Origin of the sequence: Streptomyces sp. NPDC005483, from assembly GCF_040606035.1 — a bacterium.
Taxonomy (GTDB): Bacteria; Actinomycetota; Actinomycetes; order Streptomycetales; family Streptomycetaceae; genus Streptomyces.
On sequence record NZ_JBEXEA010000004.1, the window covers coordinates 84,736 to 107,313 of the forward strand.

Sequence of the window (22,578 nt, forward strand, 5' to 3'; positions counted from 1 at the left end):
GATGCCGCGCCCGCGCCCTGGCGCTAGGCCTCCGCGTCGGGGCGGGCGCTCAGTCATGCAGCGCCCGCTTCATGATCTTCCCCATGTCGTTGCGGGGGAGGGCGGTGAGATGGTGGACGACCCGGGGGCGCTTGTGGGGGGCCAGGCGCCCGGCCACGTGATCCGCCAACTCGCCGAGCTGCGGGGGTGCTTGGGGGTCCGTCGGCACGATCCACGCCACGATCCGCTCGCCCAGGTCCGGGTCCGGCTCCCCGGTCACCGCCGCCTCCCGCACCCCCGGGTGCTCCAGCAACGCGTTCTCGATCTCGCCCGCCCCGATCTTGTAACCCCCGCTCTTGATCAGGTCGGTGGCCTTCCGGCCCACGATCCGGACGTACCCGTCCGCGTCCCGCACCGCCATGTCCCCCGTACGGAACCAGCCGTCCGCCGTGAACGCGGCCGCCGTCGCGTCGGGCCGGTTGAGGTACTCGGTGAACAGGTTGGGTCCGCGCACCTGGATCTCGCCCACCGTCTCGCCGTCGTACGAGGTGATCGGCGACCCGTCCTCCTCCACCAGCCGCAGCTCCACGCCCGGCAGTGGTACGCCCACGGTCCCGGCGCGGGGCTCGCCGTCCGCGCGCACGCTGGTGTTCATGAGGGTCTCCGTCATGCCGTACCGCTCGACGACCCGGCGGCCGGTCGTGGCCGTGATGCGCTCGTGGTCGTGCACGGGGAGCGCCGCCGAGCCGGAGACGAGGAGCCGGGCACCGCTCAGCGCCTTCACCAACTCCGGGTCACCCGGCAGGGTTTCGGCGATGCGGTGGTACATCGTGGGGACGCCGAACAGCATGGTCGCGCCGTCGTTCAGCTCACGGGCCACCCCGTCCGTGCTGAAACGGCCGAGGTGACGGACCGAGCCGCCCCGGCGGAGCGGGCCGAGGATGCCCAGCACCAGGCCGTGCACATGGAAGAGGGGCAGACCGTGCACCAGGACGTCGGCCGACGTCCACTGCCAGGCGTCCGCGAGGGCGTCCAGGGTGGTGGCGACGGCACGGCGGGGGATCACGGCGCCCTTCGGGGGGCCGGTGGTGCCGGAGGTGTAGACGACCAGGGCGGGGTCCTCGTCCTGGGCCCGGCTCTCGGGGATGGTGCCACCGGTGCCGTGCACGTCGATGTCTTGGCGCTCCAAGTCCGCGACCGCCGAGGGAAGTTCGACACCCGGCGCCGCGAGCAGCAGTCCGGGCGCGCTGTCGTTCAGGATGTGCCCGAGCTCCTTCTCGCCGGACTTCGGGTTGAGCGGCACCGCGGCGACACCGGCCTCCAGCGTCGCCACCACGGCCACCGCGGTCTCCAGTTCCGGCGTCGCCCAGACGGCCACGCGGTCGTATCGTGCGAGGCGGCCGGCCAGGGCGCCGGTCGCCGCGGCGAGTTGCGCGTAGGTGAGTGAGCGGTCGCCGAACCGCAGGGCGGGGCGATCTGCCGTGGTGCCCCTGAGGGCCGGGAAGAGAGAGGTCACGCTTCACAACTCCTAACTTGTCGTCGCCCGTCGGTCCTACCCGAACCCCGGCACGACCATCACCAGGGCCGGTGCTCGCCCTACCGCCCGGCGGCCGCCAGCACCGCCTTCACCACCGGCCGCAGCGACCCGGGATGCAGGAACAGGAAGAGGTTCGGTTCGACCAGCTCCAGTTCCATGACCCGCGGCTGTCCGTCCTCCCCGTCGACGAGGTCCACGCGCGCGTACAGCAGTTCCGGCGCATTCGGTACGGCGGCCAGGGCGCGCTCGGCGACGGCGTGTTCGGCCGGGGTCGGCGTCCAGGGCTCCAGGCCCGGGTGGGCGACCTTGGCCGCGTCGAAGGCCGTACCGGGAGCGAGGACGGCCCGCTTGCGGCTGGCGTGCAGCAGCCGGCCCCCGAAGAACTGCAGCGCCCGCTCACCGCCCGCGTCGATGCCCCGCATGTACGGCTGCACCATCGCGGTCAGCCCCTCCTCGTGCATGCGCTCCAGCTGCCGTACGGCACTCCCGTGCTGCTCTGGCGTGTACCGCGCGGCGTACCGAGCGCCCGCCCCGGAGGTGGGCTTGACGACGTACTCGTGGTCGCCGGGCAGGTCGGCCGGGTCGCCGGGCGCGAGATAGCGGGTCGGCACCACCGGCACGCCCGCCTCCGCGAGCTCCCCGAGGTAGCGCTTGTCGGTGTTCCAGCGCACGACCTCCGCCGGGTTGGCGAGCCGCGTCACCTTGCCGCACCGCTCCGCCCACGCCACGAACTCGGCCGCCCGCCAGCTGTAGTCCCAGGTGGAGCGGATGACGGCCAGGTCGTAGCCGGCCCAGTCGACGTCGGCGTCGTCCCAGAACACGGCCTGCGCGTCGGCACCGGCCTCGCGCAGCGCCGCCACCAGCACGGGCAGGTCGGCGTCCTTGCTGGGCTCCGGCTGGGGGTCGTAGGTGACGAGGGCGACTCGGGGCACGGCGGATTCCTTTCCGATACGGCTCGGCTCGACGGGCAGGCTAACCGCGGCGGAGGCAACCTCGGCAACCGCTTTACCTTCCCCCTCGGTGAAGCCCCACCATCGAGGCGAGGAACGGAGGAGGCCGTATGGAGTGGCTGACGATCGGGGCCTTCGCGCGGGCGTGCCGGCTGTCCCCGAAGGCGTTGCGGCTCTACGACGAGCTGGAGCTGCTGGTTCCGGCGCGCGTCGACGCGGAGACGGGCTACCGCTACTACGCCCCGGCCCAGCTGGAACAGGCCCGGCTGGTGGCGTGGCTGCGGCGGCTGGGCATGCCGCTGGCCCGCATCCGCACGGTGTGCGCGCTCCCGCCCGCTGCCGCCGCCGGCGAGATCCGCGCGTACTGGGCGGGGGTCGAGGCGGAGACGGCCGTACGGCGTGACCTCGCCGCGTTCCTCGTCGACGAGCTGACGGCAGCACCGAGGAAGGACCCCACCATGCTCGAACTGCGTTACTGCGCCCACTCGGACCCCGGCCGGGTCCGCCCCGCCAACCAGGACACGGCCTACGCGGGCGCCCGCCTCCTCGCGGTCGCCGACGGCTACGGCCCGGCGGGCGCCCCCGCCAGCAGCGCGGCCGTGGCGGCGCTGCGGTCCCTGGACACCGACGAACTCCCGGCCGGCAACGTCCTCAACCTCCTGGCGGACGCCGTGCACGGGGCGAGCGAGGCGGTACGGGACGTGGCCGCCGGGGCCGACGAGAGCAGCACCACCCTGACCGCCCTGCTGTGGACCGGCTCCCGGCTCGCCCTGGTCCACATCGGCGACTCGCGCGCCTACCTCCTGCGCGGTGGCGCCCTCTTCCGCATCACCCACGACCACACGGTGGTCCAGTCGCTGGTCGACGAGGGCCGGCTGACCGCGGAGGAGGCCGTCACCCACCCCCGGCGGGCCCTGCTCCTCAAGGCCCTGACGACCGGCACGCCGGACCTGAAACTGCACGACGCGGAGCCGGGCGACCGCTATCTCCTGTGCTCCGACGGCCTCTCCGCCGTCGTCCCCGACTCCACCATCCGCGACCTGCTCACCACCGCCCCCGCCCCCGATACGGCCGTGCACACCCTGGTCGACGCGGCGAACACCGCGGGCGGCCCGGACAACGTCAGCTGTGTGGTGGCGGACGTGGTGCAGACGGCGGCCTGATCCGCCGCAGGCCGGCCGCCGGCCGGTCAGCGCACCGTCAGCCGCTGCAGCAGACCCCACGTGAACTCGGCGACCACCTCTCGCCGTACGCCCGTCTCGTCCGGGGCCGCGAACGCCAGGCCCCAGCGGGTCGGGGCCGTGCCCTCCAAGGGGCGGGCCGGGGGGAAGGCCCGGGCCGCCTCGTCGACCGTGCACGACCAGGGGGTGAGGTCGGCGAGGGTGCGCAGGTCGGGGCCCTCGGCTTCCGGTGCTCTGACCAGCCATTCGTTCCACACCGTCGAGCCGTTCGGGGCCAGGAGTGCCTCGAAGCGGAGGTCGGGCCAGAGCGGGACGGGCCAGAGCCAGGCCTCGCACTCCAGGTCGCCCACCTTGCGGGTCAGGACGGTCTCCGGGGCACCGAGGACCGAGCGGTACCGGGACGCGGCGGCGCGGGCCCGAGGGGAGCGGACCATCGCCTGCCAGCGCCTGTTGGCCTCCCGCATGTCCGCGATCGACACGCCCAGCGTGTGCCGGGCGTCCTCGACCAGGCCGGGGTTGTGGTCGGCCATGCGGCGCAGCAGGACCAGCTGGAAGTCGTGGACGGTGAAGGGGCTAGCCGGGGGCTTTCCGGAGGGCATGGTCCCCATCGTCCCCGACCGCACTGACACCGGGGCGGCGGCCGTCGGGGAGGAAGAGCACCGAGTTGATGTAGCGGGGGCGGTCGAGGAAGGGCAGGACCCGCCGGAGCAGGCCCTGGCTGACGACGTACGAGGCCGTCTCCTGGTGGGCCTCCAGGGGGAAGCCGGACAGCGGGACCCAGGTGGCGCGGGGCAGGACCCAGCCGTCGTAGCCGAGGAGGGCGAGGTAGGTCACCACCGGTGCGATCGGCTGGATCCGGGACTCCAGTTCGACGAAGAGGGCGGGCCGGTCGCGCGCGAGGACTCCGGTCGCCCCGCGCAGCACCGCCAGTTCGCTGCCGTCCACGTCGATCTTGATGAAGCCGACGTCCTTCAGGCCCAGTTCGTCCAGCGTGACGCAGCGGACGTCCACCGCCCGGCCGTGGATGTCGCGCCGGACCAGGGAGGACACCCCCCGGTCGCCCTCGTCGCCGGGCGGCAGCCACAGCCGGGCGGTGCCCGGGCGGTCGGTGGCGGCGGCCTGGACGACCTGGACGTTGGCCGGGGCCGCCGAGGTCAGCAGCCGGGCCAGATGGGGGACCGGTTCGACGGTCACCACCTGCCGCGCCCGCCCGGCCAGCCGGCGCGTCCACGGCCCGTACCAGCCGCCCACGTCCACCGCCGTCCCGCAGTCCGCCGGGCACAGGTCGGCCAGGCGTGCCAGCTCCGGCTCGAAGCGCGGGTACACGGCCCGGGCGGCCGCCGCGACGAGGCGGGTGGGCAGCAGGGGGGCGACTCTCGCCGCCCAGGTGCGAGCCGGTCCGGTCATGGAGTCGTCCCGGGGGTTTGGGGGGAACCCCCGGTGCAGCGCAGCAGAAGGTCTTCGTGCTCGTCGTCCGTCACCTGCTCGCCGGAGTCCGGCAGCAACTGCGGGATGCCGTCGACGATCGGATAGCGGCGCCGCAGCCGGGGGTTGTACAGGGCCTCCTCGACGGACAGCGCCTCGTCCGGCGGTATGAGACGCAGGGGCCCCTTGTCGAGCGGGCAGGCCAGGATCTGCAGCAGCGGGTCGTCGGGGTTCACGGGGGCGTCAACTCCTTGGCAGGAATGGGAGGTTGGGGCGCCGGATCGTGCTTGGGCATGCTCAGCAGTACGCCGACGGCGAGCACCGTGCCCGCGAGGCGCAGCGCGAGCCGCAGCGGGTCGTGGGGCAGGGACTCGCCGAACGAGAGCGTGCCGAGCACCGCGGTGTACAGGCAGGTCACCGTCGTGCACACCGGCACGATCAGCGAGGCCCGGCAGCGCTGCAGCGCCGCCTGCGACATCACCAGGCCGAAGGCCCCGGTGAACAACAGGAGATACGGATACGGAGAGCCCAACAGCTCAACTACCGCGCCGCCGAGCCCACTTGATGTCAGATAACTCGACACACCCTTGATCGCGAGCGAGCTGACCCCGTACAGCAGGCCCACCGCCACGCCGTACTCGACGCCGGTCGTGGGCATGCGGTGCCGGTGTCTCGTGCGCCGCTCGGCGGACCCGTACAGCCACACTCCCGCCGCCAGCGACGGCACGCACACCAGCAGGATCAGCTGGTAGGGGGCGTCCCGGCTGACCTGGTCCGAACCCTCCTTCAGCGACAGGACGACCATGAGGAGCGCGGCGAGGATGGCGCCCAGGGCGTACCGTTCCCGCCCGGTCGTCCGCTCGCCCAGCAGCCGCGCCGACAGCAGGACGAGCAGCACCAGGCCGGAGACGAAGATGCCCTGCGCGGCCGCGATCGGCAGCGTCCGGTAGACCGCGAGCTGCGCCCCGAACCCGGCGGCGAGCGAGAGCGAGCCGCCGATCCACAGCGGACTCCTCAGCACCAGCCCCAGCAACCGCGCGGGTTGACGGATCGTCACCTCCGGCAGGGAGGTGAGCGCACGTTTCTCCAGGACGAATCCGACGCTGTACAGGGTGTTCGCCAACAGGGCCGCCGCCACTCCCCACCACATGGTCCACGCCCCCTAGGTCTTACGCGCGTGCAGCAGCAGGATCGACGCGAGTGAGGGTCTGGCGCACGCCAGCCGGTCCAGTGCGCGCAGCGGACGCGGCACACCGTGGAAGGGCGCCCCCTCCAGTCGTACGACCTTGAAGCCGGCCGCCGCGACGAACTCCCGCAGCGCCCGCGCCGTGTACAGCCGCAGATGCCCCACGACCTCCCGGCCCGGCCGCCCGTGGATCGCCCGCAGACTCACCTCCGAGAACACCGGCTGGACGCCGGCCAGCAGCAGTCCGCGGTTGTACCAGGCGGCCAGGTTCGGTGTGGACAGCATGAGATGACCTCCCGGGCGCAGGATGCGGCGGATCTCGTCCAGCGCGGCATCCGGGTCGACGAGATGCTCGACGACTTCGCTGAACAGCACGGCGTCGACGGAACCGTCCTTGAACGGCAGCCCCGCACCACTGAGTTCACCGCGGACCGCGTACGGCAGCCTGGTGCGGGCGCGCTCCAGGGCGTCCTGGGACCAGTCGACGCCGACGATCCGGTGACCGGTGAGGAGCGGGGCGGCGGTGGCGGCGGCGGTGCCGTCGCCGCAGCCGATGTCGAGAACGGTGTGCGCGGTCTCCCCCGGGGCTCCGAGCGCCGTGGCCAGCATGCGGGCCTGGCGCAGGGAACGGGGCGTGCCGGAGGCGACCGGGACGGCCGGGTCCTCGTAGAAGTCCCTGAGGCCGCCGCGGCGCGGGGGCGCGGTGGTGTTCACGGGGCCACCTCCGTGGTGTGCAGGTAATGCTCGAACAGGTCCCTCAGGTGGGCACCGTCGCCGTGGCCGAGCAGCGCCCGCGACCAGCGCAGGGCGAGGTGCAGCCGGCCCGCGGTCGAGGCGGTCGTGACCGTGAGGCCGCGGGGCATCCTCGCGGGTGCCGAGAACCACACGGCGTGCGCGCGGCCGGCCTCCTCACCGAAGTCCAAGGGGTACGGGACGCGGCCGATGTTGCTGAGGAGCGTGGTCGAGGTCCAGGGGGCGGCGGCTCTGCGCAGGCCCCGGGTGAGCGCCGCGCGCCAGGCCACCGGGGTGACCGGGGCGGTCAGCAGCCCTGCGCCGTGGCCGAGTTGGGGGCGGGGGAGGGATTTGAGGGCACGGGTCCGCTGGGCCGTGCGGCGCAGGAAGTCGGGCATCTCGTGCGGGTCGCCGGTCAACTCCGCTGAAGCGAACGGGACTTCCACCAGGCGGGTGCCGTTTCCTATCGGCATCGACGTGTCCCTCGGGCGGTCGTCCACGGGCATCGTGATGCGCAGGGGGCGGGGGGTTTCTCCGTGCTCCCTGTTCCAGTGGGCGATCGTCAGGGCGGTGGCGACCATGAGCTGGTCGTTGACCGTGTAGGGGGAGCCCTTGGGGCGGTGGGGGAGGGGGAGTTCGGTGACGAGGAGGCCGTTGCCGGGGGAGTTCTCCGGGGTGCCGGGTGCTACGCGGGCCGGGCGGGTCCAGTTGGAGGGCGTTTCCGGGGTTTGCGGGGGGTCCGGCGTACGGGTGGGGGCCGGGGTGGGGGAGTTGTCCTTGCCGCCGTAGATTTCGGCCGCCGTGGCGAGGATGCGGAGGCAGGCGGGGCCGTCCAGGGCTGTGTGGTTGATGGTGAGGAAGAGGACGGTTGAGTTTCGGGTGCGGGCCGGTGGGGGCTGGTCGCGCCCCGCGGCGGAGCCGCTGATTGATGCAGCCCCGCGGCCCCAAGCAGGTGGGTGCAGGCCGACTATGTCCGAAGCCTCGCTACCTTCTACTGGGCCCGATCCCTCCACCACCTCCAGTCGTATCGGTGGGGACAGTGAGAGTGGGGGTGCCTCCATCAGTGCTCGCGTGCGCGCGTCCCGCAACGCATCTCTTCCTGGCTCCGAAAAGCTCACCACCTCCACATCCGGTTCCGACGTCAGCTCCCATTCATAGCGGCGGCGGTACCAACCCCCCGGGGCCTCCCGCATCAGAATCCGCGGGTGGCGGTGCAGTGCCTCCAGGAACGCCTTCCGAAGCCGGGCCTGATCCAGCGGCCCCGGCAGATGCACCTCGATGTGGACCGTCTCCGGTTCCTCCTCCTGGAGGCAGTGGCGGGAGACCTCGTCCACGACCGGGAACGGGATCCGTGCGGGAGGCGTCATGCCGGTTCGCCCCTTCCCTTTTCCGCCTGGACCGGCGGGAGTTGCTGCGTAGGTGCCTCGGACTCGGGAGGTGTATCCGGCTCCCGGACACCTACCAGTGCCGCGAACAACCCGATGAGCGCGAGCAGTTGGGCCGCGTGCCCGAAGGCGCCGTCCGCCGCGCCCACCGGTTCACCCGCCCCCACCGCCGCGGCGATCCCCCCTCCCGCCAACGCCACGAAGGCGATCGGCACCAGGAGGTCATGGCGTCGGGACGCGAGCAGCGCCAGCGCCGGGACCAGCAGCGCGAGCCAGCCGGCGATCACCACGCCCACCAGAGTCAGCGCCACCACCCCCAGCCACAGCCCCGGTGCCGGAGGCACCGGCTGCGGCTCGTCGGGGTTCGGGGAGCGCCTGCGCCACAGCACCAGGCCCACCAGCACCGCCAGGGCGACCGCGCTGCCGATCAGCGCGCCGTCGTACGTCGTCGCGGGCTCGTACGACAGCTTCACCGTGCCGCCTGCCCCGGCGGGGACGCGCCAGCCCTGCTGCCAGCCGTCGAGCCGCAGCGGGGAGAGGGACTTGCCGTTCAGCGTGGCCTTCCAGCCGTCGTTGTAGTTCTCGTAGGTCGTGAGGTACGAGGCGGCGCCCGATCCCACGGTCACCTCGCGCCGGTCGCCCAGCCAGTCCTGTATCCGCAACTCCCTTGTGAGCGAGGTCGGTTCGGCGATCGTGCCGCGGGTCAGGGTGAGGTCGGTCAGGGCGAGCGGTCCGGCGTCGCCACCCTCGACGACGTGCTCCCCGGCGGCGAGGGACAACTCGGCGCCCGAGCGGCCTTGCTGGCAGAGCGCCACCGTCAGCTCGCGGCGGTCGGTCAGGTCGCGGATCCGGCCCGATACGCCTGTCTGGTAGAGCTTGCCGTCGATCGCCAGCACCGGTCCCTTGCCGCAGGGCAGGGAGAACTTCCGGGCGGCCTTCGGCTGCGGGGTCCGGTACTGGTCGAGGGCCGGGAGGTAGGCCTCCGTGAGTCCCACCGGCAGTTGAAGGTCCTCGTCCGCGACCGGGTTGTGCAGGACCAGCGGGGCCGTTTTGGTGATCGTGATGTCGAGGCGGTCCGTGGTGATCGCGGGGAAGCGCACCGCGCCGTTCTCGTCGACCCCGGCTACGGTCGCGCCGTCGGGTGAGGTGATGTCCACCTCGGTGGGCCGGGTGGAGAGGCCGCCGGCGGGCGCCAGCACCAGCTCGGACACGGGCTGTTTGCCGTTCCAGCTGAGGTGGACGGTGGGACGGTCGCCCGCGATCCAGGCCGTCGTGAGGTCGCCGTCGGTGAGGTTGCGGGCGGACAGGCCGGTGCCGAGGCCGGCCGTGGAGTCGGCGGTCGCGGTGATGCGGTTGCGCTGGTCGGGGGCGACCTCGTACAGCAGCCTGTCGAGCTCCTCCCCGCTCACCGGCACCGCGCTCGCCCGCACCGAGTACGTTCCCGAGGCGTCCGTGGTGAAGCGGCGGTGCAGGCCGGCCTCGGTGCCGGTCGGGGAGATCCCGGCCGGGTCGGGGACCCGGTGAAGGGAGACCACCTCGGCGGTGGAGTCCGTGCCGTCGGCGTCGGTCGGCAGCCGCAGCAGCCGGGTCACCTGCACGTGCGGCAGGTCGATCTCGGAGAACCCGGCCCCGGCGAGCCCGGTCCGCCGCGCGACCGAGTCGACGATGGTGAGTTTCATCCAGCTCGTCGCCCCGGGCGGCGCCTTGACGTTCTGCGTCGATCCGTCCGCCCGCAGGAAGCTGGTCCGTGTTCCCCTCTCCGTCTCCACCCGCACCTTGGTCGCCGCCGACCGCACGCTCTCCTGCGGCAAGGGCGTGACCTTGAACGACGACGGCATGTCGTACGCGGGATCGGAGAGGCCGATCCGCAGCCACTGCCCGTCGGGTGAACCCGCGACGCCCTCCGCCCAGGCGGTGTCCGGGTTGCCGTCGAAGGCGTTGACCGGGTCGAACTGCGGGAGGTGGAACAGCCAGTTGCCGTACGACGAGGCCGTCACCGAGCGGGCGCCGCGCAGTTCCGCCACCGTCTGATGGTCCTGGCCCGTCGTCGGCAGGATCTGGTGCGGTTTCTCTCCGGCGTCCTGGGCGGCCCCGGAGGCGTTCCGCTCGTCGCTGGTGTACGTGTACGAGGTGTTCGCATTGACGAGCCCGAAGCGGGTGTCGGCGCGCCGCAGTCCGTCGCCGACGATCTGGAGCGACGGGGTGCCGAGCCCGGGGTGGTTGTCGCCGGTCAACACCGTTGCCCGGCCCCGCAGTTCGCTTGCCAGGGGCAGCAGGGACTCGGGGCCGCCGGACACCTGGGCGGTGTCGGCGACCGGCAGCAGACCGGCTTGTCCGGGCCGGGGTACCCCCGAGGACTCCACCGGACGGTAGATCTCCACCGCCCGCTGCCTCGGGTACAGCCCCTCGATCTGGAGCGGGGTGTCGTGCGCGATCTTCCCGCCCGTCATGAGCGGCCCGAGCCCCGTCACCCGCTCGTAGCCGGACTGTTCCAGGGCCCGCTTGACGACCGAGGACGACACGGTGCCGATCTGGTCGGGGTCGAGGTCGTTGCGGACGACGACGTAGTAGACGCCGGCCCGGCTCAGGTAGTCGGCCAGTCCCGGGATCTCGCCGCCGGTCATCAGCGCCTGCTCGACCGCGTCCGTCGCGCGCCGGTTGCCGGGGGTGCCGAAGGGGACGTAGTCGCGTTGTGCCCAGCGGGACTCGGCGAGGACGTCGAGGGGCTGGTCGATGGGGGAGCCCCAGGTGTAGATGCCGTGCGCGGTCGCGGGGACGACGAGGGCGCGCGAGTCGGGGGAGTACTTGTCCAGCCAGTCGGCCGTGGTGTGCCAGTACTTGGGCAGCTGCTGGAAGGAACCCGGGTTCAGGATCGAGCCGTTGAGGTACGGCCACATCAGCCCGGGGAGGATGAGGACGGCCGCGATCAGCGGGGCGTACCGGCGGCCCCTGATCTCTCTCGCCCCGCGCGGCTCGGCGGCCACCCCCACCAGATGGGCGAGGCCCAGCACCAGGGCGAGCGCCAGCCCCGGCTGGAACTTGTAGATGTTGCGGAAGGGGGCGAGGCCGCCGTTCAGCCAGTCCTGCACCAGCCCGTGGAAGGGGGCGCCGAACGCGCCGCCGTACCCGGCGAGCAGCACCAGGACGGCCGTCAGCACGGTCAGCACCAGCCACCGCCGCTCCGGCATGTCCCGCCGCGCCAGGCCCGCGAGACCGAGCCCGGCGGCGAACGCCGAGCAGAGGATCACGATCACCGAGGACGCCACGGTCCAGCCGGCCGGCAGCCACGCCTCCACGAGGTGCAGATAGGCGACCCAGTTCCCGGCCCCGCGCAGCGCCTCCGTCGCCGACATCGGGTCGGTGGTGGTCCGCGCGCTCTCGACGTACGGCAGGAAGTTCTCGCCGTAGAACCCGAGCAGCAGCAGCGGGATCACCCACCAGGCGGTCGCCAGGATCACGCCCGGCACCCACCAGGCGATCAGCTTGCGCTGCCGGGGTCCGGGCGGCCGGGACAGGAGGTACAGCCCGACGGGGAGCAGACAGGCCAGGGTGGAGGCCGCGTTCACACCGCCCATGAACGGGATGACCAGCGCCGAGCGCAGGGCGGCGACGCGGGCGCTGTACCGCTCGTTCGTCAGCGGCAGCAGCACCCACGGCAGGAAGGCACCGGGCAGGGCGGCGGCGGAGGTGGAGCCGACGACGATGGTGAAGGTCGGCCACAGCGCGTACGCGACGGCGGCGAGCAGCCTGCCTGGGCCGTTGCCGATCCGCAGCCGCTCGGCCAGCCTGAGCGCGCCCCAGAAGGCCACCGACACGATCAGCGACAGCCACAGCCGCTCCACCAGCCACACCGGCAGCTGGAGGGCGTGGCCCAGCCAGTAGAACGGCAGCATCGGCCACAGATAGCCGACGTACTGGTCCTGGATCCCGCCGAAGGAGCCCTGGTCGTGCCAGAGCTGCCCGAGATCGGCGAGGAACCGCCCGGGGTCCGTGGTGACCCCCAGCTTGGTGTCGAAGGTCTGCCGGCCCGGGTGCACCGCCAGGAACAGCACGAGGACCACGGCCCAGAACCCCAGCAGCCAGCTCCGCGACCGCGGGCCCTCCGGGGGGCCCGGCATGGTCGCGGTGGTGGGGACGGCTGCCGGTGGAGGGGCCTGGACCGTGGACGTCGTCATGGTGGACACCGCCGGAGGATGAGGAGGAGGTTCCAGGTGGCGACCTCGCGGATGCCGGGGACCCGGACGACGGTCTCCGCGAGGAAGGGCCAGTAGCGGGAGCGCGCCGAGACGACCGTGACGTCGTCCCGGGCACGCACCTGCCGCAGGGTCGGGCCGATGTGCACGGCGAACAGGTTCTCGCCGAGGGTGTGCTTGGCGGCCCTTCCGGTACGGCGCCGGTAGCGGGCGCGGGCCCGCTCGGCACCCAGGTAGTGCCAGGGCGCCCACTCGTGACCGCCCCATGGGGACAGCCAGTTGGTGAACGACACGTAGATCAGCCCACCGGGCCGGGTGACCCGTACGAGCTCGCTGAGGAAGATCTCCGGGTCGGCCACGTGCTCCAGCACGTTGGAGGAGAAGGTGACGTCGGCGGCGGCGTCCCGCAGGGGGAGCAGGTAGCCGTCGGCGATCACGGTGGAGTCGGGTGGTTTCTCCCCGAGTTCGGTGGGATCGGGCTCGAAGAGGAATGCGTCGGCGCCCCGTCTGCGGAACTCCTCGGTGAAGTACCCGCTGCCGCCGCCGACGTCGACGACGGTACGGCCGGCGACGGGACCGTCGTACGCCTCGACCTGGTCGACTGCGTCACGGGCGAGGAGCGCGTAGCAGGACTCGGGGTCGTCCTGCTCGTGCAGGAAGGCGCGGAAGAGAGTGAGCGAGCGCTGCAGGGAAGGGTCCTTCATCCGGGGCCGCGTCACGGCCCCCAGCCCCTCACCGCCTCGGCGGCAACGGCCCGGAACTGTCTGACGGTCCGGTGCCAGCGATAACGGGCCGCCCGGTCCTGAGCCGCCTTGCCCATCAGCTCACGGCGATGCCCCGACAGGGCGAGCGTGCACCAGGCCGCGGCGAACGAGGACTCACCCTGCGCCAGAACTCCCGTCTCCCCGTCGACGACGGAGTCCCGCAGTCCGGGCACGTCGAAGGCGATGGTCGGCGTCTTGCGGGTGGCGGCCTCGGTGACGACCAGGCCCCATCCCTCCACGGCGGACGGATGAAGCAGCAGCCAGGCCTCACACAGCAGCCGGTGCTTCTCGGCCTCGGAGACGTGCCCGGCGAACTCCACGCCAGGACCGGCGAGTTGCTCCAGGCGGGGCCGCTCGGGACCGTCCCCGACGATCACCAGCCGGCCACCGGTCACCGGCCGCACCCGCTCCCACAGTCTCAGCAGCAGATCGATCCGCTTGTACTCGACGAGCCGGCCCACGGCCACGAAGAGGGGTTCCGGCGAGCGGCGGACCAGGGGCTCGGGGTCCTCGACGCCGTTGTGCACGACGCGGATGCGGTCCCGCTCGACACCGATCGCGCGCAGGGCGTGCGCGGTCGACGGGGACACGGCGACCAGCAGACTCCGGTGCCGGGCCGCCGCACCGGCCAGCGCCCAGTGTTCGAGTCTTCGGCCGATCCGGGCCGCCGGGGCCAGGGGCCCGCCGAACCGCATCTTCCACAGGTCGGTGTGCACGTGGTTGACCAGGCACAGGGTGGGTCCGTGGTGCCACAGGGGCGCGAGGTACGGCATGCCGTTGCAGACCTCGACCAGCAGGTCGGTCTCGCCGACCTGGCGGGCGAAGGCCGTACGGGCGCGCAGGTAGTGGCCGAACTCGCCGCCGGCCGACACGACCCGGTAGTCCCGGTAGGAGGCGGGCCCGCCGCACAGCAGGGTCACCTGGTGGCCGAGCCGGGTCAGTCCGTCGGCGAGCCGGTCGACGAGGAGCTCGGAGCCGCCGGCGGCCGGATTGTCGAGGTCACGATGGGCGAGAAAAACGATTCGGCGCGGAGGTGGGGGGAGCGCCGAAGGGTGTTGCGGGCTGTGCGATGAGGGTTGCAGCTGCGACGCCTGGGGAAGCGCGGCACGCAGCCGGTGGGGCACGTGCTGGGGCATGGGTGCTCCAACTCGTCTCAGGGTGCGGAACTCAGCAGGGTCTTTCAGGCTGGTTGTGGGGGGACTGAGTGCTTCCTAGGAGGGGGGTGTGGACGGGTTGTGCTCGGGTGGGGTGGCACAGTTTTCGCCCACCCGTACGCCGTGGCTACTCACCCACGTGACAATTTCCGGGCTTATTAGAGCTGACGTCCAGTCACATCGTGAGAACGGGCTCGGGCGTATCGCTCATATCGGTGGACTCGGGACGCCTGCGCCCCCGTACCACCAAAACGCCCCCCACGGCAGCCAGTACGAATCCGGCCACAGCCGCCCCGATGGGCAACGTCTGGCCCACCGCGCGCAGTTGGTCGCTGTCCCGCTCGGCCAGCCGTACCGCGTCCTTCTGGGTCGCGGTGGTGAACGCGATCTTGCGGCTGTCCAGCAGGACCACGGCGTCCTTCTTCGCGCCGGGCGCCCGAAGGGTGCGCTTCGGACCCACCTGTGCGTAGACCACCCGGCCGGTGCGCTGGTCGACGACCAGCTCGATGCCGTGGTTGGAGTACCACTCCTCGGCCAGCACCTGCGGCCGCCCGGGCTCGCCCACGATCGTGCCCGGCACGAGCCGCGTCCCGACCTTCGCCGGGGCGACCGTGCCGGTGAACCTGTAACCCGTGTACCCCTGAACCTTCTTCGTACCCTGGTAACGCAGCGTCACCGTCGAGCCGAGGGAGTTGTCCCACCACTGGTAGGAGCGTCGCTGCACGTCGAAGGGGAACTTCAGATAGGCCTCGCCCTCGATGTACGGCTTCTCGCCGCAGCAGTGCACCGGCTTGGTCGTCCTGCGGTCCATCACCCAGCGGTGCGGGACGAACTCCAGGGCGTCGTGCGGGTCGGAGGCCGGCAGCGACTTGTCGGTGTCGACGGTGGTGGTGACGTCCCACACCGCGGCCCGGCCGCTGCGCTCACTGTCCTCGACGTTTCCGCGCACCCGCTGGGTGACGGTGATCCGCTGACCGGGAACCGTCTCCAGTTCCTCGGTGTCGAAGACGCTGCCCGTGCCGCGGTAGACCGCGGTCTGGTCGATGTTGATCGGGTTCACAGCCGCGCGTGGGGTCACGTACCAGGCGAGCAGTGGCGCCAGTACCAGCAAAAACGTGCCGAGTCCCAGCAGAATCAGGGAGATTGGAGAGGCTGTACGGCGCATCCGGACACTCCTGGGGCGTGAGATGACGGAGTTCGGGCCGCTCTGGGCTCTGTCGTCACACTCCCGTCGTCCGCCCGTAGGGCGGGCCGAGCGGCGTCTGGTGCGTGCAGCTGCAAGGCGGAGGAGGGCGTCGACGCGGAGCGTCGGCAACCGACGACAACGCCGCAGATGGGCGTGCCAGGCGTCGCTCGGCAGGCGGGAGTGTGACGACAGGGCCCTTGGGCCGGGAACCGTAGGCGTTCATTGACGGAGTGTCAACGTCTTGACGGGGCATCAGGGTCTTGTCGACACTGGGCCGACAGGCAGGTGGGTACCGGGTCGGAATCCCGACGGATTCCACGTTCCGGGTGGGGACGTACGCCGGATCGAGCCGCTCGAGAGAGGCTGCCCCTGCGATGTCCAGACTGCTCGCCGCCGCACTGACCGTCGTGGTCGCCGCCCTGCTCGCCCTCGGTGCCGCGCTCGGCATCGTCGCGCTGCTGGAGGCGACGCCCGAGCAGCCCAACACACCCCTGATCACCTACGAGCAGACCGACCAGGGGAGTTGACCCGTGGCCGCCCGCCCGGCAGCCGTGAACTCCCGTTCGGCCTGGCACGACGTTCCCCGTCTCCAGGTCCGCCGCTTCGCGGCCATCGCCCTGTCCGAGGCGCCGGCCCTCGCGGAGGAGATCCTGCGCGAGATCCGCCGCGAGTACCCGCACCTGCCGGTCGTCCTGGACGAGTCCGGCGAGCCGATGGCCCTGGTCGGCATCCGCCGCGCGATCGAGGTCTTCGTCCAGCACCTGGAGACGGCCGAGGGACGTCCCACGGTCCCGCCGGGCGTCTTCCAGGAGTTCGGCCGCGGCGAGGGCCTGAACGGCCGCAGCCTCGACTCCCTCCAGGCGATCTACCGGATGGGCGTACGCCTGGCCTGGCGCCGTTTCGCCGACATCGGCCAGCGCGTGGAGATCCCGCCGCCGGCGATGTACGAGCTGGTGGACGCGGGCTACGAGTACCTGGACGGCCTGGTCGACCAGTCGGTCCGGGGCTACGCGGAGGCGGCGGCGAGGCAGGCGGGCGAGCGCCTGCGTCTCCAGCGCCGCCTGATGGAGTTACTGCTGGCCGAACGCCACCGGGGCGACCCGGCGGACGCCCTGACGGAACGCGCGGCCCGCATCGGCTGGGCCCTCCCGAAGAAGGTGGCGGTCGGCGTCCTCCTGCGTCCGGCCCGTGAGGCGGTGCCCCCCGCGGTGGGCCAGGGCGTCCTGCTGGACATGGACTACGAACAGCCCCGCATGGTCGTCCCGGAACCGGACGCGGCGGGCCGCCCCGAACTCCTGCACCGGGCCCTGACCGGCTGGGCGGGCGCGATCGGCCCCCCGGTCCCCCTCGCCGACGCGGCCAAGTCCCTGCGCTGGGCCGAAGCCGCCGTACGCCTCATGGAACGCGACCTGCTCCCCGCCGGGGAGGTCCTCTACTGCACCGAACACACCGAGGCGCTGGTCCTGCTCCAGCCCGAGGAACTGATCGACGACCTGGCCCTGCGCTGTCTGGCCCCCCTGCGCCACTGCGGCCCCACCCACGGCCGCCGCCTCGCCGAAACCCTGCTCGCCTGGCTGGAGACGCGGGGCGGGGCCCCGGAGGTGGCGGCCCGCCTGGGCGTCCACCCCCAGACCGTCCGCTACCGCCTCCGCCAGATCCGGGAACTGTGGGGCGACGAGATCGACGACCCGGACCGCCGCTTCGAACTGGAGCTGGTGCTGCGGGCGCGGCGGTTGCGGGGGGAACTGGCGTGAGAGACGGCCGCCCCGGCCGCCTTCACACCCGCCACGCAATGTGACGTGTCGCACACGAACACAGCATGACCATTGCCGGAGGAAACCGCCTGTCGCTAGCCTGTGTTCGTCATTCCGATCGTCTGTTGAAATTTCGAACGCAGACGCCTTAGACGCAAAGGGAGGGGGCCGGTTGTGGGACGCCTCGTACCTGCCGTGACCCGGGCTCTCGACATTCTCGAGCTCTTCCTCGACGGAGACGGGACGCTCTCCGCCCCCGACATCGTGCGCAGACTCCAGCTGCCGCGCACCACCGTGCACGAGCTGGTGACCACTCTCGCCGCCCGGTCGTACATCGTCCAGGTCCCCGGCCAGCCGGGACGCTACCGGCTCGGGGTGCGGCCGTACCAGCTCGGCAGCCGCTACGCCGAGCAGCTCGACCTCGCCGCCGAGGGCCAGCAGGTCGCGCGGTCCGTCGCCGAGACCTGTGACGAGACCGTGCACGTGGCGATCCTGGAGGGCACCGACGTCATCTACATCGCCAAGGTCGACTCGACGCACGCGGTGCGGATGGTGTCGGCCGCCGGCCGGCGCCTGCCCGCGCACTGCACCTCCGTGGGCAAGATGCTCCTCGCCTCCCTTCCCGAGCCGCAGCTCGCCTCCCGTATTCCGGAGGACACTCCGCTCGTCGGCATGACGCCCAACAGCATCACCGACCCCGGCGCCCTGCGCGAGGCCCTCGACGAGATCCGGCAGCGCGGGATCGCCGTCGAGAACCGTGAATCCAACCCGGACGTCTCCTGCGTGGCCGCCCCGGTCCGCGACCGCACCGGGCAGGTCGTCGCCGCGCTCTCCATCTCCGTGCCGATGATCCGCTGGAGCGACGACCGCCTCGGTGAGCTGGAGCAGCTGGCCGCCAAGGGCGCCGCCGAGCTGTCCGAGCGCCTCGGTCACCGGAGCGTGGGATGACCCGCCACACGAAGTTCGAGGTCGCGGTACGCGCCGAGGCCACCCTCGGCGAGGGGCCCACCTGGGACGGCGAGCGGCTGCTGTGGATCGACATCCTCGGCGCCCGGCTGCACACCTACGACCCGGTCTCCGGCCACCGCACGGTCCGCGCCCTCGACCAGCACATCGGTGCCGTCAAGCCGCGCGCGGGCGGCGGACTCGTCGTCAACCTGCGGGACGGCGTGGCCCTGCTCGACCCCGACGGCTCCTTCCGCTGGCTGCACCACGAGCCCGTCCCCGGCCGCCGGGCCAACGACGCCGCCGTGGCCCCCGACGGTTCGCTGTGGGCCGGCACCATGCGCTACGACGAGGCACCGGGCGGCGGCACCCTGTCCCGGATCACGGCCGACGGCACGCACCACACCGTCCTCGCCGACGTGGCCGTCAGCAACGGCACCGGGTGGAGCCCGGACGGCCGCCTCATGTACTACATCGACTCACCGACCCGCCGCGTCGACGTCTTCGACCACCACGACGGGCACATCGACGACCGCCGGACCTTCGTCGCCATCGAGGACGGCGCCGGGTTCCCCGACGGCCTCACGGTCGACGCCGACGGATGTGTGTGGGTCGCGCTGTGGGACGGGGGAGCGGTCCGCCGGTACACGCCCGACGGCGAGCTGGACCGGGTGATCACCCTCCCGACCCCGCGCGTCACCGCGTGCGCGTTCGGCGGCCCGGACCTGACCGACCTCTACATCACGACCGCCCGGGTGGGACTGGCCGCCCCGCACCCGGTGGCGGGCTCCCTGCTCGTGATACCGGGCGCCGGGAAGGGCGTACCGCAACAGCCGTTCGTGGGCTGACTACTCCAGCCCCGCCCTCTTCAACTCCTCGGCGGTCAGAGGCGGTTCGGTGAGCGGCGGCTTCAACGGCCCCACCACCGCCGCCAGCAGGACAGCCGGCGCCAGCAGCACCTCCGCCCGCCGCTCCAACGACGTCACGTCGGTGACGCGGCGGGCGATCCGCCCGTTCCCGGTGGCCGTGTACATCAACCGGTCGACGTACGCGGCCACCAGGCGGTCCCGCAGCGTCGGCCCGTCCTGCGTGGCGCCCGGGTAGAACACGTCCTGCCCGATCGCCAGGTCCCACGCGGCCCCGACCGGCCCGGCGACCGCCTTCTGGATACGGCGGGACAGACCGGGCGAACCCCAGCCGTGCCGTCGTACCACCGCCCGGAGGGCCACCGCGCCCTGCGCCGCCACCGACATCCCGTGCCCGTACACCGGGTTGAACGCGGCGACGGCGTCGCCCAGCACGGCGAAGTTCTCCGGCCAGGCCGGCATCCGCTCGTAGAAGTGGCGGCGGTTGGCCGTCGTACGGGTGAGGGCCACGTCCGTCAGCGGCTCGGCCTGGTCGAGGAGGTCGGCGATGACGGGGTGGCGCAGCTCCACGCGGGCGTAACGGGCGAAGTCGGCGGTGTCGGCGGCGGGTTCGCCACCGCGGGTGCCGTACAGCGTCACCAGCCACTGCCCGTCCTCGATCGGCAGCAGCACACCGCCGCGTCCGGGCCGCCCGGCGCGCGCGTCGGGCTGGACGCTGACGACGGGGTAGCCGTCGCGGGCCGGCTCGGGGGCGCGGTAGCGGCGGCTGGCGTAGGTGAGGCCGGAGTCGACGGTGCGGCTGCGGGGGGAGGGCAGGCCGAGCTCGGCCAGCCAGTGCGGGGTGCGGGAGGCGCGGCCCGTCGCGTCGACCACCAGGTCGGCGCGCAGGGTGCGTTCGGCGCCGTCCGTCCGGACCCGGACGCCGGTGACCGCCGCACCCGTGCCGTCGAGCCCGAGCACCTCGGCGCCTTCCAGCAGCTCGATCCGGTCGTCGGCCAGCACCTGGGCACGCACCGCGGCGTCCAGCAGGTCCCTGCTCGACAGCAGCATGAAGTGAGACTCGGCCCAGCGGCGGAACCAGCCCCGTGCCGACAGCGCCACCATGTCCGTGGTCACCGGCAGCCGGTGCGCCCCCGCCGCCCGCAGTCGTCCCGTGACCCCTGGCAGCAGTTCCTCCAGCGCGACCGCCCCGCCGGACCACAGCTGGTGGACGTGGCGGGCCTGCGGAAGTCCCCTGCGGGGCGCGGTTCCCGAGGGCAGCACATCGCGTTCCACGACGATCACCCGGTCGGCGAGCCCGGCCAGGGCGGCTGCCGCGAGCATGCCGGTGTGGGACCCCCCGAGGACGACGGCGACTCTGGCGGGGGAGGGGCGTTCAGTCATGCGCGGACATGCTCTCTGCCGGGACGGCCGCGCGGGCGCGCACCGCCGTGATCTCGTCGGGGCTGCGCAGGGCCGCGGACACGGCGTGGATCTCCTGCAGCAGGTATGCGGTGTCGAGAGCCGTCGTGTCCTCGCCGTCCGCGACGTGCCGCTCGGTCTCCACGGCGTCCAGGATCGTCACGGCGGCGGCGAGGGCCCGGGCCCGGCCCGGTTCGGCACCCAGGGCGAGGGCGGCGTCGTAGGAGCGGCGGCGCAGGTCCTCGTCGAGGTGGCGGGAGAGCTGCAGGAGCGCGTCGCGGATGTAGGTCTCGCGGCGGATCAGGCGGATCTCCGGGGTGGCCTGCAGGGCGAGGGGCTCGCGGCGGCCCGGGACGGCCCGCAGCAGCCGGGCCAGCGGCTTGAGGTTCCGGCGCCGGCGGCGGACCAGCCAGCGCTCCTGGAGGTACTGCCCGGCGTGCGGGACGATGACGCCGGTCGCGACCATGGTGGCGCCGATACAGGCGGCGGACGGCGCGATGTTGGTGTTGAGCCAGTCCAGGTCGTGCCCGGTCCAGCGGGCCACGATGGCGGTGAACTTGGCCGCGCTGAACAGGAGGTTGGTGACGTAGCCGACGCTCAGGAACCGCAGGCCCCAGCGCAGCCAGCCGTCGAGTCCGTCGGTGCGGATCCAGGTCCAGATGAGTCGGGCGGTGATCAGACAGGCCGCGGTGTGCACGATCAGGTAGAGGAGGATCTCCTCGCGCATGAAGGGCGTGGTGGCGTAGTACGTGTCCAGGTCGCGGATCTTCTCCACCGGTACGTCGGCGAGCGCGAACAGGACCCACAGCGCGACCACCACGGCCGTGTAGAGGCTGACCACCCAGCGGGTCGCCCGCCGGGTCTGCTCGCGGCGGTCGGTGTGGCCGTTGCGCCAGTGCACGACCAGCAGCAGCCAGGACGCGGACAGCGCGGTGATCAGGGAGTACACCCAGGGGGCCGCGATGTTCGGGACGCCGGTGACCCGGTTGGTCCAGGCGATGGTGTTCGGGGCCGCGAAGACGAACACCGCGCACGCCAGCACCAGCAGGCCGCCGACGGCACGCAGCAGCGGGTCCCGCCACAGCTTGACGATGCTGGGCAGTTTGATCGCCAGGGCCGCGCCGAGGACCAGGCCCGGGAGCCAGAAGGAGATGTACAGGCCGGTGAAGAACGCGGTCGGTCCCTCGGCCAGGTGCTGAGGTGTCACAGCGCCCCGCCTCCGCGTCCCCGGTAGCCGAGCGACCGCTGGACCGGGTCGGGGCGGGCGCTGCCGCCTCGTCCCGTCGCCACCTGCCGGAAGGCGGCCGCGAGCCGGTGCCCGAAGTCGTCGGCCTCGGCCTCGTCCGCCTCCCGGGAGCCGTTGCGGGCGGCGACGGTCAGGGCGACGGAGTCCCAGCCGGGCCGGCCGGCGAGCGCGTCCGCGGCGGCCGCGTGATGATGGGCGTGGCCCGCGTGCAGGTGCCACAACTCATGGCCCAGGATGACCAGTTGCTGCATCTCCTCGGCCCGCTCCTCGACGATGACGAGGTCGAAGTCCTCGAACTCGACCCACAGTCCGGTCACCGCGATCTCGTCGGGGAACCGCTCGAACCGCAGGTCGACGGGGCGCCCGCCGCGGCGCGCGCTCATCTCCCGGCACAGGATGCGGCACAGCTCGGGCACGTCGGCCGGGGGGCGGGGGCCGGCCCGGACCGCGTCGGTGAGGTCGGAGACCAGATCGCGCATGGCCGGGGTCGCACGGGTGCGCCGTAGCGCCGAGGCGATCCGGGCCGCACTCCTGCGCGCGCCCGCGATGTCCATCCCACCCCCTGAGCTCTCCCGCCGCCGTAGGACGGGCTGTTCGAGACTACGCGCCCCGTCCGGTCCCGTCATCCGATCTGATTTTGCTGCGTACCCCATTGACTGGAAAGCGCTTCCTGCCTACGGTCCCGTTCGAAGTT

General features: G+C 72.6%; 20 protein-coding genes. 5 read left to right on the plus strand and 15 right to left on the minus strand.

Annotated elements, in window-relative coordinates:
• Window positions 1-49 precede the first annotated feature (49 nt).
• Together ABZT06_RS09360 and ABZT06_RS09365 are read right to left on the minus strand one after the other, a co-directional pair.
• Window positions 50-1,495, minus strand: a complete 1,446-nt coding sequence (locus ABZT06_RS09360; RefSeq protein ID WP_355737284.1) for an acyl-CoA synthetase — start codon at window positions 1,493-1,495, stop codon at window positions 50-52.
• A gap of 80 nt (window positions 1,496-1,575) precedes the next feature.
• Window positions 1,576-2,448, minus strand: coding sequence for a hypothetical protein (locus ABZT06_RS09365; protein ID WP_355737288.1), 873 nt, complete (start codon window positions 2,446-2,448; stop codon window positions 1,576-1,578).
• 128 nt (window positions 2,449-2,576) lie between these two features.
• Here ABZT06_RS09365 and ABZT06_RS09370 point away from each other — a divergent pair, with 128 nt between their 5' ends.
• On the plus strand, window positions 2,577-3,629 hold the full coding sequence (locus ABZT06_RS09370) for a MerR family transcriptional regulator (protein WP_355737291.1): 1,053 nt from the start codon (window positions 2,577-2,579) through the stop codon (window positions 3,627-3,629).
• Between the two features lie 26 nt (window positions 3,630-3,655).
• Here the strand turns inward: ABZT06_RS09370 and ABZT06_RS09375 are convergent, their stop codons facing one another.
• The 10 genes from ABZT06_RS09375 to ABZT06_RS09420 all read right to left on the minus strand — a co-directional run bounded on the left by ABZT06_RS09375 (window position 3,656) and on the right by ABZT06_RS09420 (window position 15,651).
• On the minus strand, window positions 3,656-4,255 hold the full coding sequence (locus tag ABZT06_RS09375) for a hypothetical protein (protein ID WP_355737294.1): 600 nt from the start codon (window positions 4,253-4,255) through the stop codon (window positions 3,656-3,658).
• Window positions 4,221-5,054, minus strand: a complete 834-nt coding sequence (locus ABZT06_RS09380; RefSeq protein WP_355737297.1) for an FkbM family methyltransferase — start codon at window positions 5,052-5,054, stop codon at window positions 4,221-4,223. The genes ABZT06_RS09375 and ABZT06_RS09380 overlap by 35 nt, the downstream gene beginning before the upstream one ends.
• Window positions 5,051-5,308, minus strand: coding sequence for a Trm112 family protein (locus tag ABZT06_RS09385; protein WP_355737300.1), 258 nt, complete (start codon window positions 5,306-5,308; stop codon window positions 5,051-5,053). Before ABZT06_RS09385 ends, ABZT06_RS09380 begins: the two co-directional genes overlap by 4 nt.
• Window positions 5,305-6,210: a hypothetical protein gene (locus tag ABZT06_RS09390; RefSeq protein WP_355738258.1), complete on the minus strand. Its 906-nt coding sequence runs from the start codon at window positions 6,208-6,210 to the stop codon at window positions 5,305-5,307. Before ABZT06_RS09390 ends, ABZT06_RS09385 begins: the two co-directional genes overlap by 4 nt.
• A 24-nt stretch (window positions 6,211-6,234) precedes the next feature.
• A complete protein-coding gene (locus tag ABZT06_RS09395; RefSeq protein ID WP_355737302.1) occupies window positions 6,235-6,972 on the minus strand; it encodes a class I SAM-dependent methyltransferase in 738 nt (245 codons plus the stop codon).
• On the minus strand, window positions 6,969-8,357 hold the full coding sequence (locus tag ABZT06_RS09400) for a condensation protein (protein WP_355737305.1): 1,389 nt from the start codon (window positions 8,355-8,357) through the stop codon (window positions 6,969-6,971). Before ABZT06_RS09400 ends, ABZT06_RS09395 begins: the two co-directional genes overlap by 4 nt.
• Window positions 8,354-12,550 (minus strand): alpha-(1->3)-arabinofuranosyltransferase family protein, encoded by a 4,197-nt coding sequence (locus ABZT06_RS09405; protein WP_355737308.1) that lies wholly within the window; start codon window positions 12,548-12,550, stop codon window positions 8,354-8,356. Before ABZT06_RS09405 ends, ABZT06_RS09400 begins: the two co-directional genes overlap by 4 nt.
• Entirely contained in the window at window positions 12,547-13,272 is a 726-nt protein-coding gene (locus tag ABZT06_RS09410) for a class I SAM-dependent methyltransferase (RefSeq protein ID WP_355737311.1), read from the minus strand. The genes ABZT06_RS09405 and ABZT06_RS09410 overlap by 4 nt, the downstream gene beginning before the upstream one ends.
• Window positions 13,273-13,283: 11 nt before the next feature.
• Complete coding sequence (locus ABZT06_RS09415; protein ID WP_355737314.1) at window positions 13,284-14,468, minus strand: glycosyltransferase family 4 protein; 1,185 nt, start codon at window positions 14,466-14,468, stop codon at window positions 13,284-13,286.
• 193 nt (window positions 14,469-14,661) lie between these two features.
• Window positions 14,662-15,651: a DUF3068 domain-containing protein gene (locus ABZT06_RS09420; protein WP_355737317.1), complete on the minus strand. Its 990-nt coding sequence runs from the start codon at window positions 15,649-15,651 to the stop codon at window positions 14,662-14,664.
• A gap of 395 nt (window positions 15,652-16,046) precedes the next feature.
• Here ABZT06_RS09420 and ABZT06_RS09425 point away from each other — a divergent pair, with 395 nt between their 5' ends.
• The 4 genes from ABZT06_RS09425 to ABZT06_RS09440 all read left to right on the plus strand — a co-directional run bounded on the left by ABZT06_RS09425 (window position 16,047) and on the right by ABZT06_RS09440 (window position 19,219).
• Complete coding sequence (locus ABZT06_RS09425; protein ID WP_020116177.1) at window positions 16,047-16,199, plus strand: hypothetical protein; 153 nt, start codon at window positions 16,047-16,049, stop codon at window positions 16,197-16,199.
• A 3-nt stretch (window positions 16,200-16,202) separates the two neighbouring features.
• Entirely contained in the window at window positions 16,203-17,426 is a 1,224-nt protein-coding gene (locus ABZT06_RS09430; RefSeq protein ID WP_355737321.1) for a helix-turn-helix domain-containing protein, read from the plus strand.
• 174 nt (window positions 17,427-17,600) lie between these two features.
• Window positions 17,601-18,374, plus strand: a complete 774-nt coding sequence (locus ABZT06_RS09435; RefSeq protein ID WP_355737323.1) for an IclR family transcriptional regulator — start codon at window positions 17,601-17,603, stop codon at window positions 18,372-18,374.
• Complete coding sequence (locus tag ABZT06_RS09440; RefSeq protein WP_355737326.1) at window positions 18,371-19,219, plus strand: SMP-30/gluconolactonase/LRE family protein; 849 nt, start codon at window positions 18,371-18,373, stop codon at window positions 19,217-19,219. Before ABZT06_RS09435 ends, ABZT06_RS09440 begins: the two co-directional genes overlap by 4 nt.
• Here the strand turns inward: ABZT06_RS09440 and ABZT06_RS09445 are convergent, their stop codons facing one another.
• From ABZT06_RS09445 to ABZT06_RS09455, 3 genes are read right to left on the minus strand one after another with little or no spacing between them, the layout of a single operon-like run.
• The gene (locus ABZT06_RS09445) at window positions 19,220-20,620 is read right to left on the minus strand and encodes an FAD-dependent oxidoreductase (RefSeq protein ID WP_355737329.1); all 1,401 of its coding nucleotides are present in this window, start codon (window positions 20,618-20,620) and stop codon (window positions 19,220-19,222) included.
• Window positions 20,613-21,845, minus strand: coding sequence for an MAB_1171c family putative transporter (locus ABZT06_RS09450; RefSeq protein WP_355737332.1), 1,233 nt, complete (start codon window positions 21,843-21,845; stop codon window positions 20,613-20,615). Before ABZT06_RS09450 ends, ABZT06_RS09445 begins: the two co-directional genes overlap by 8 nt.
• Window positions 21,842-22,438 carry a toxin-antitoxin system, toxin component family protein gene (locus ABZT06_RS09455; protein ID WP_355737335.1) on the minus strand — a complete coding sequence of 199 codons (597 nt, stop codon included), beginning with the start codon at window positions 22,436-22,438 and terminating at the stop codon, window positions 21,842-21,844. The genes ABZT06_RS09450 and ABZT06_RS09455 overlap by 4 nt, the downstream gene beginning before the upstream one ends.
• Between the last annotated feature and the right edge of the window lie 140 nt (window positions 22,439-22,578).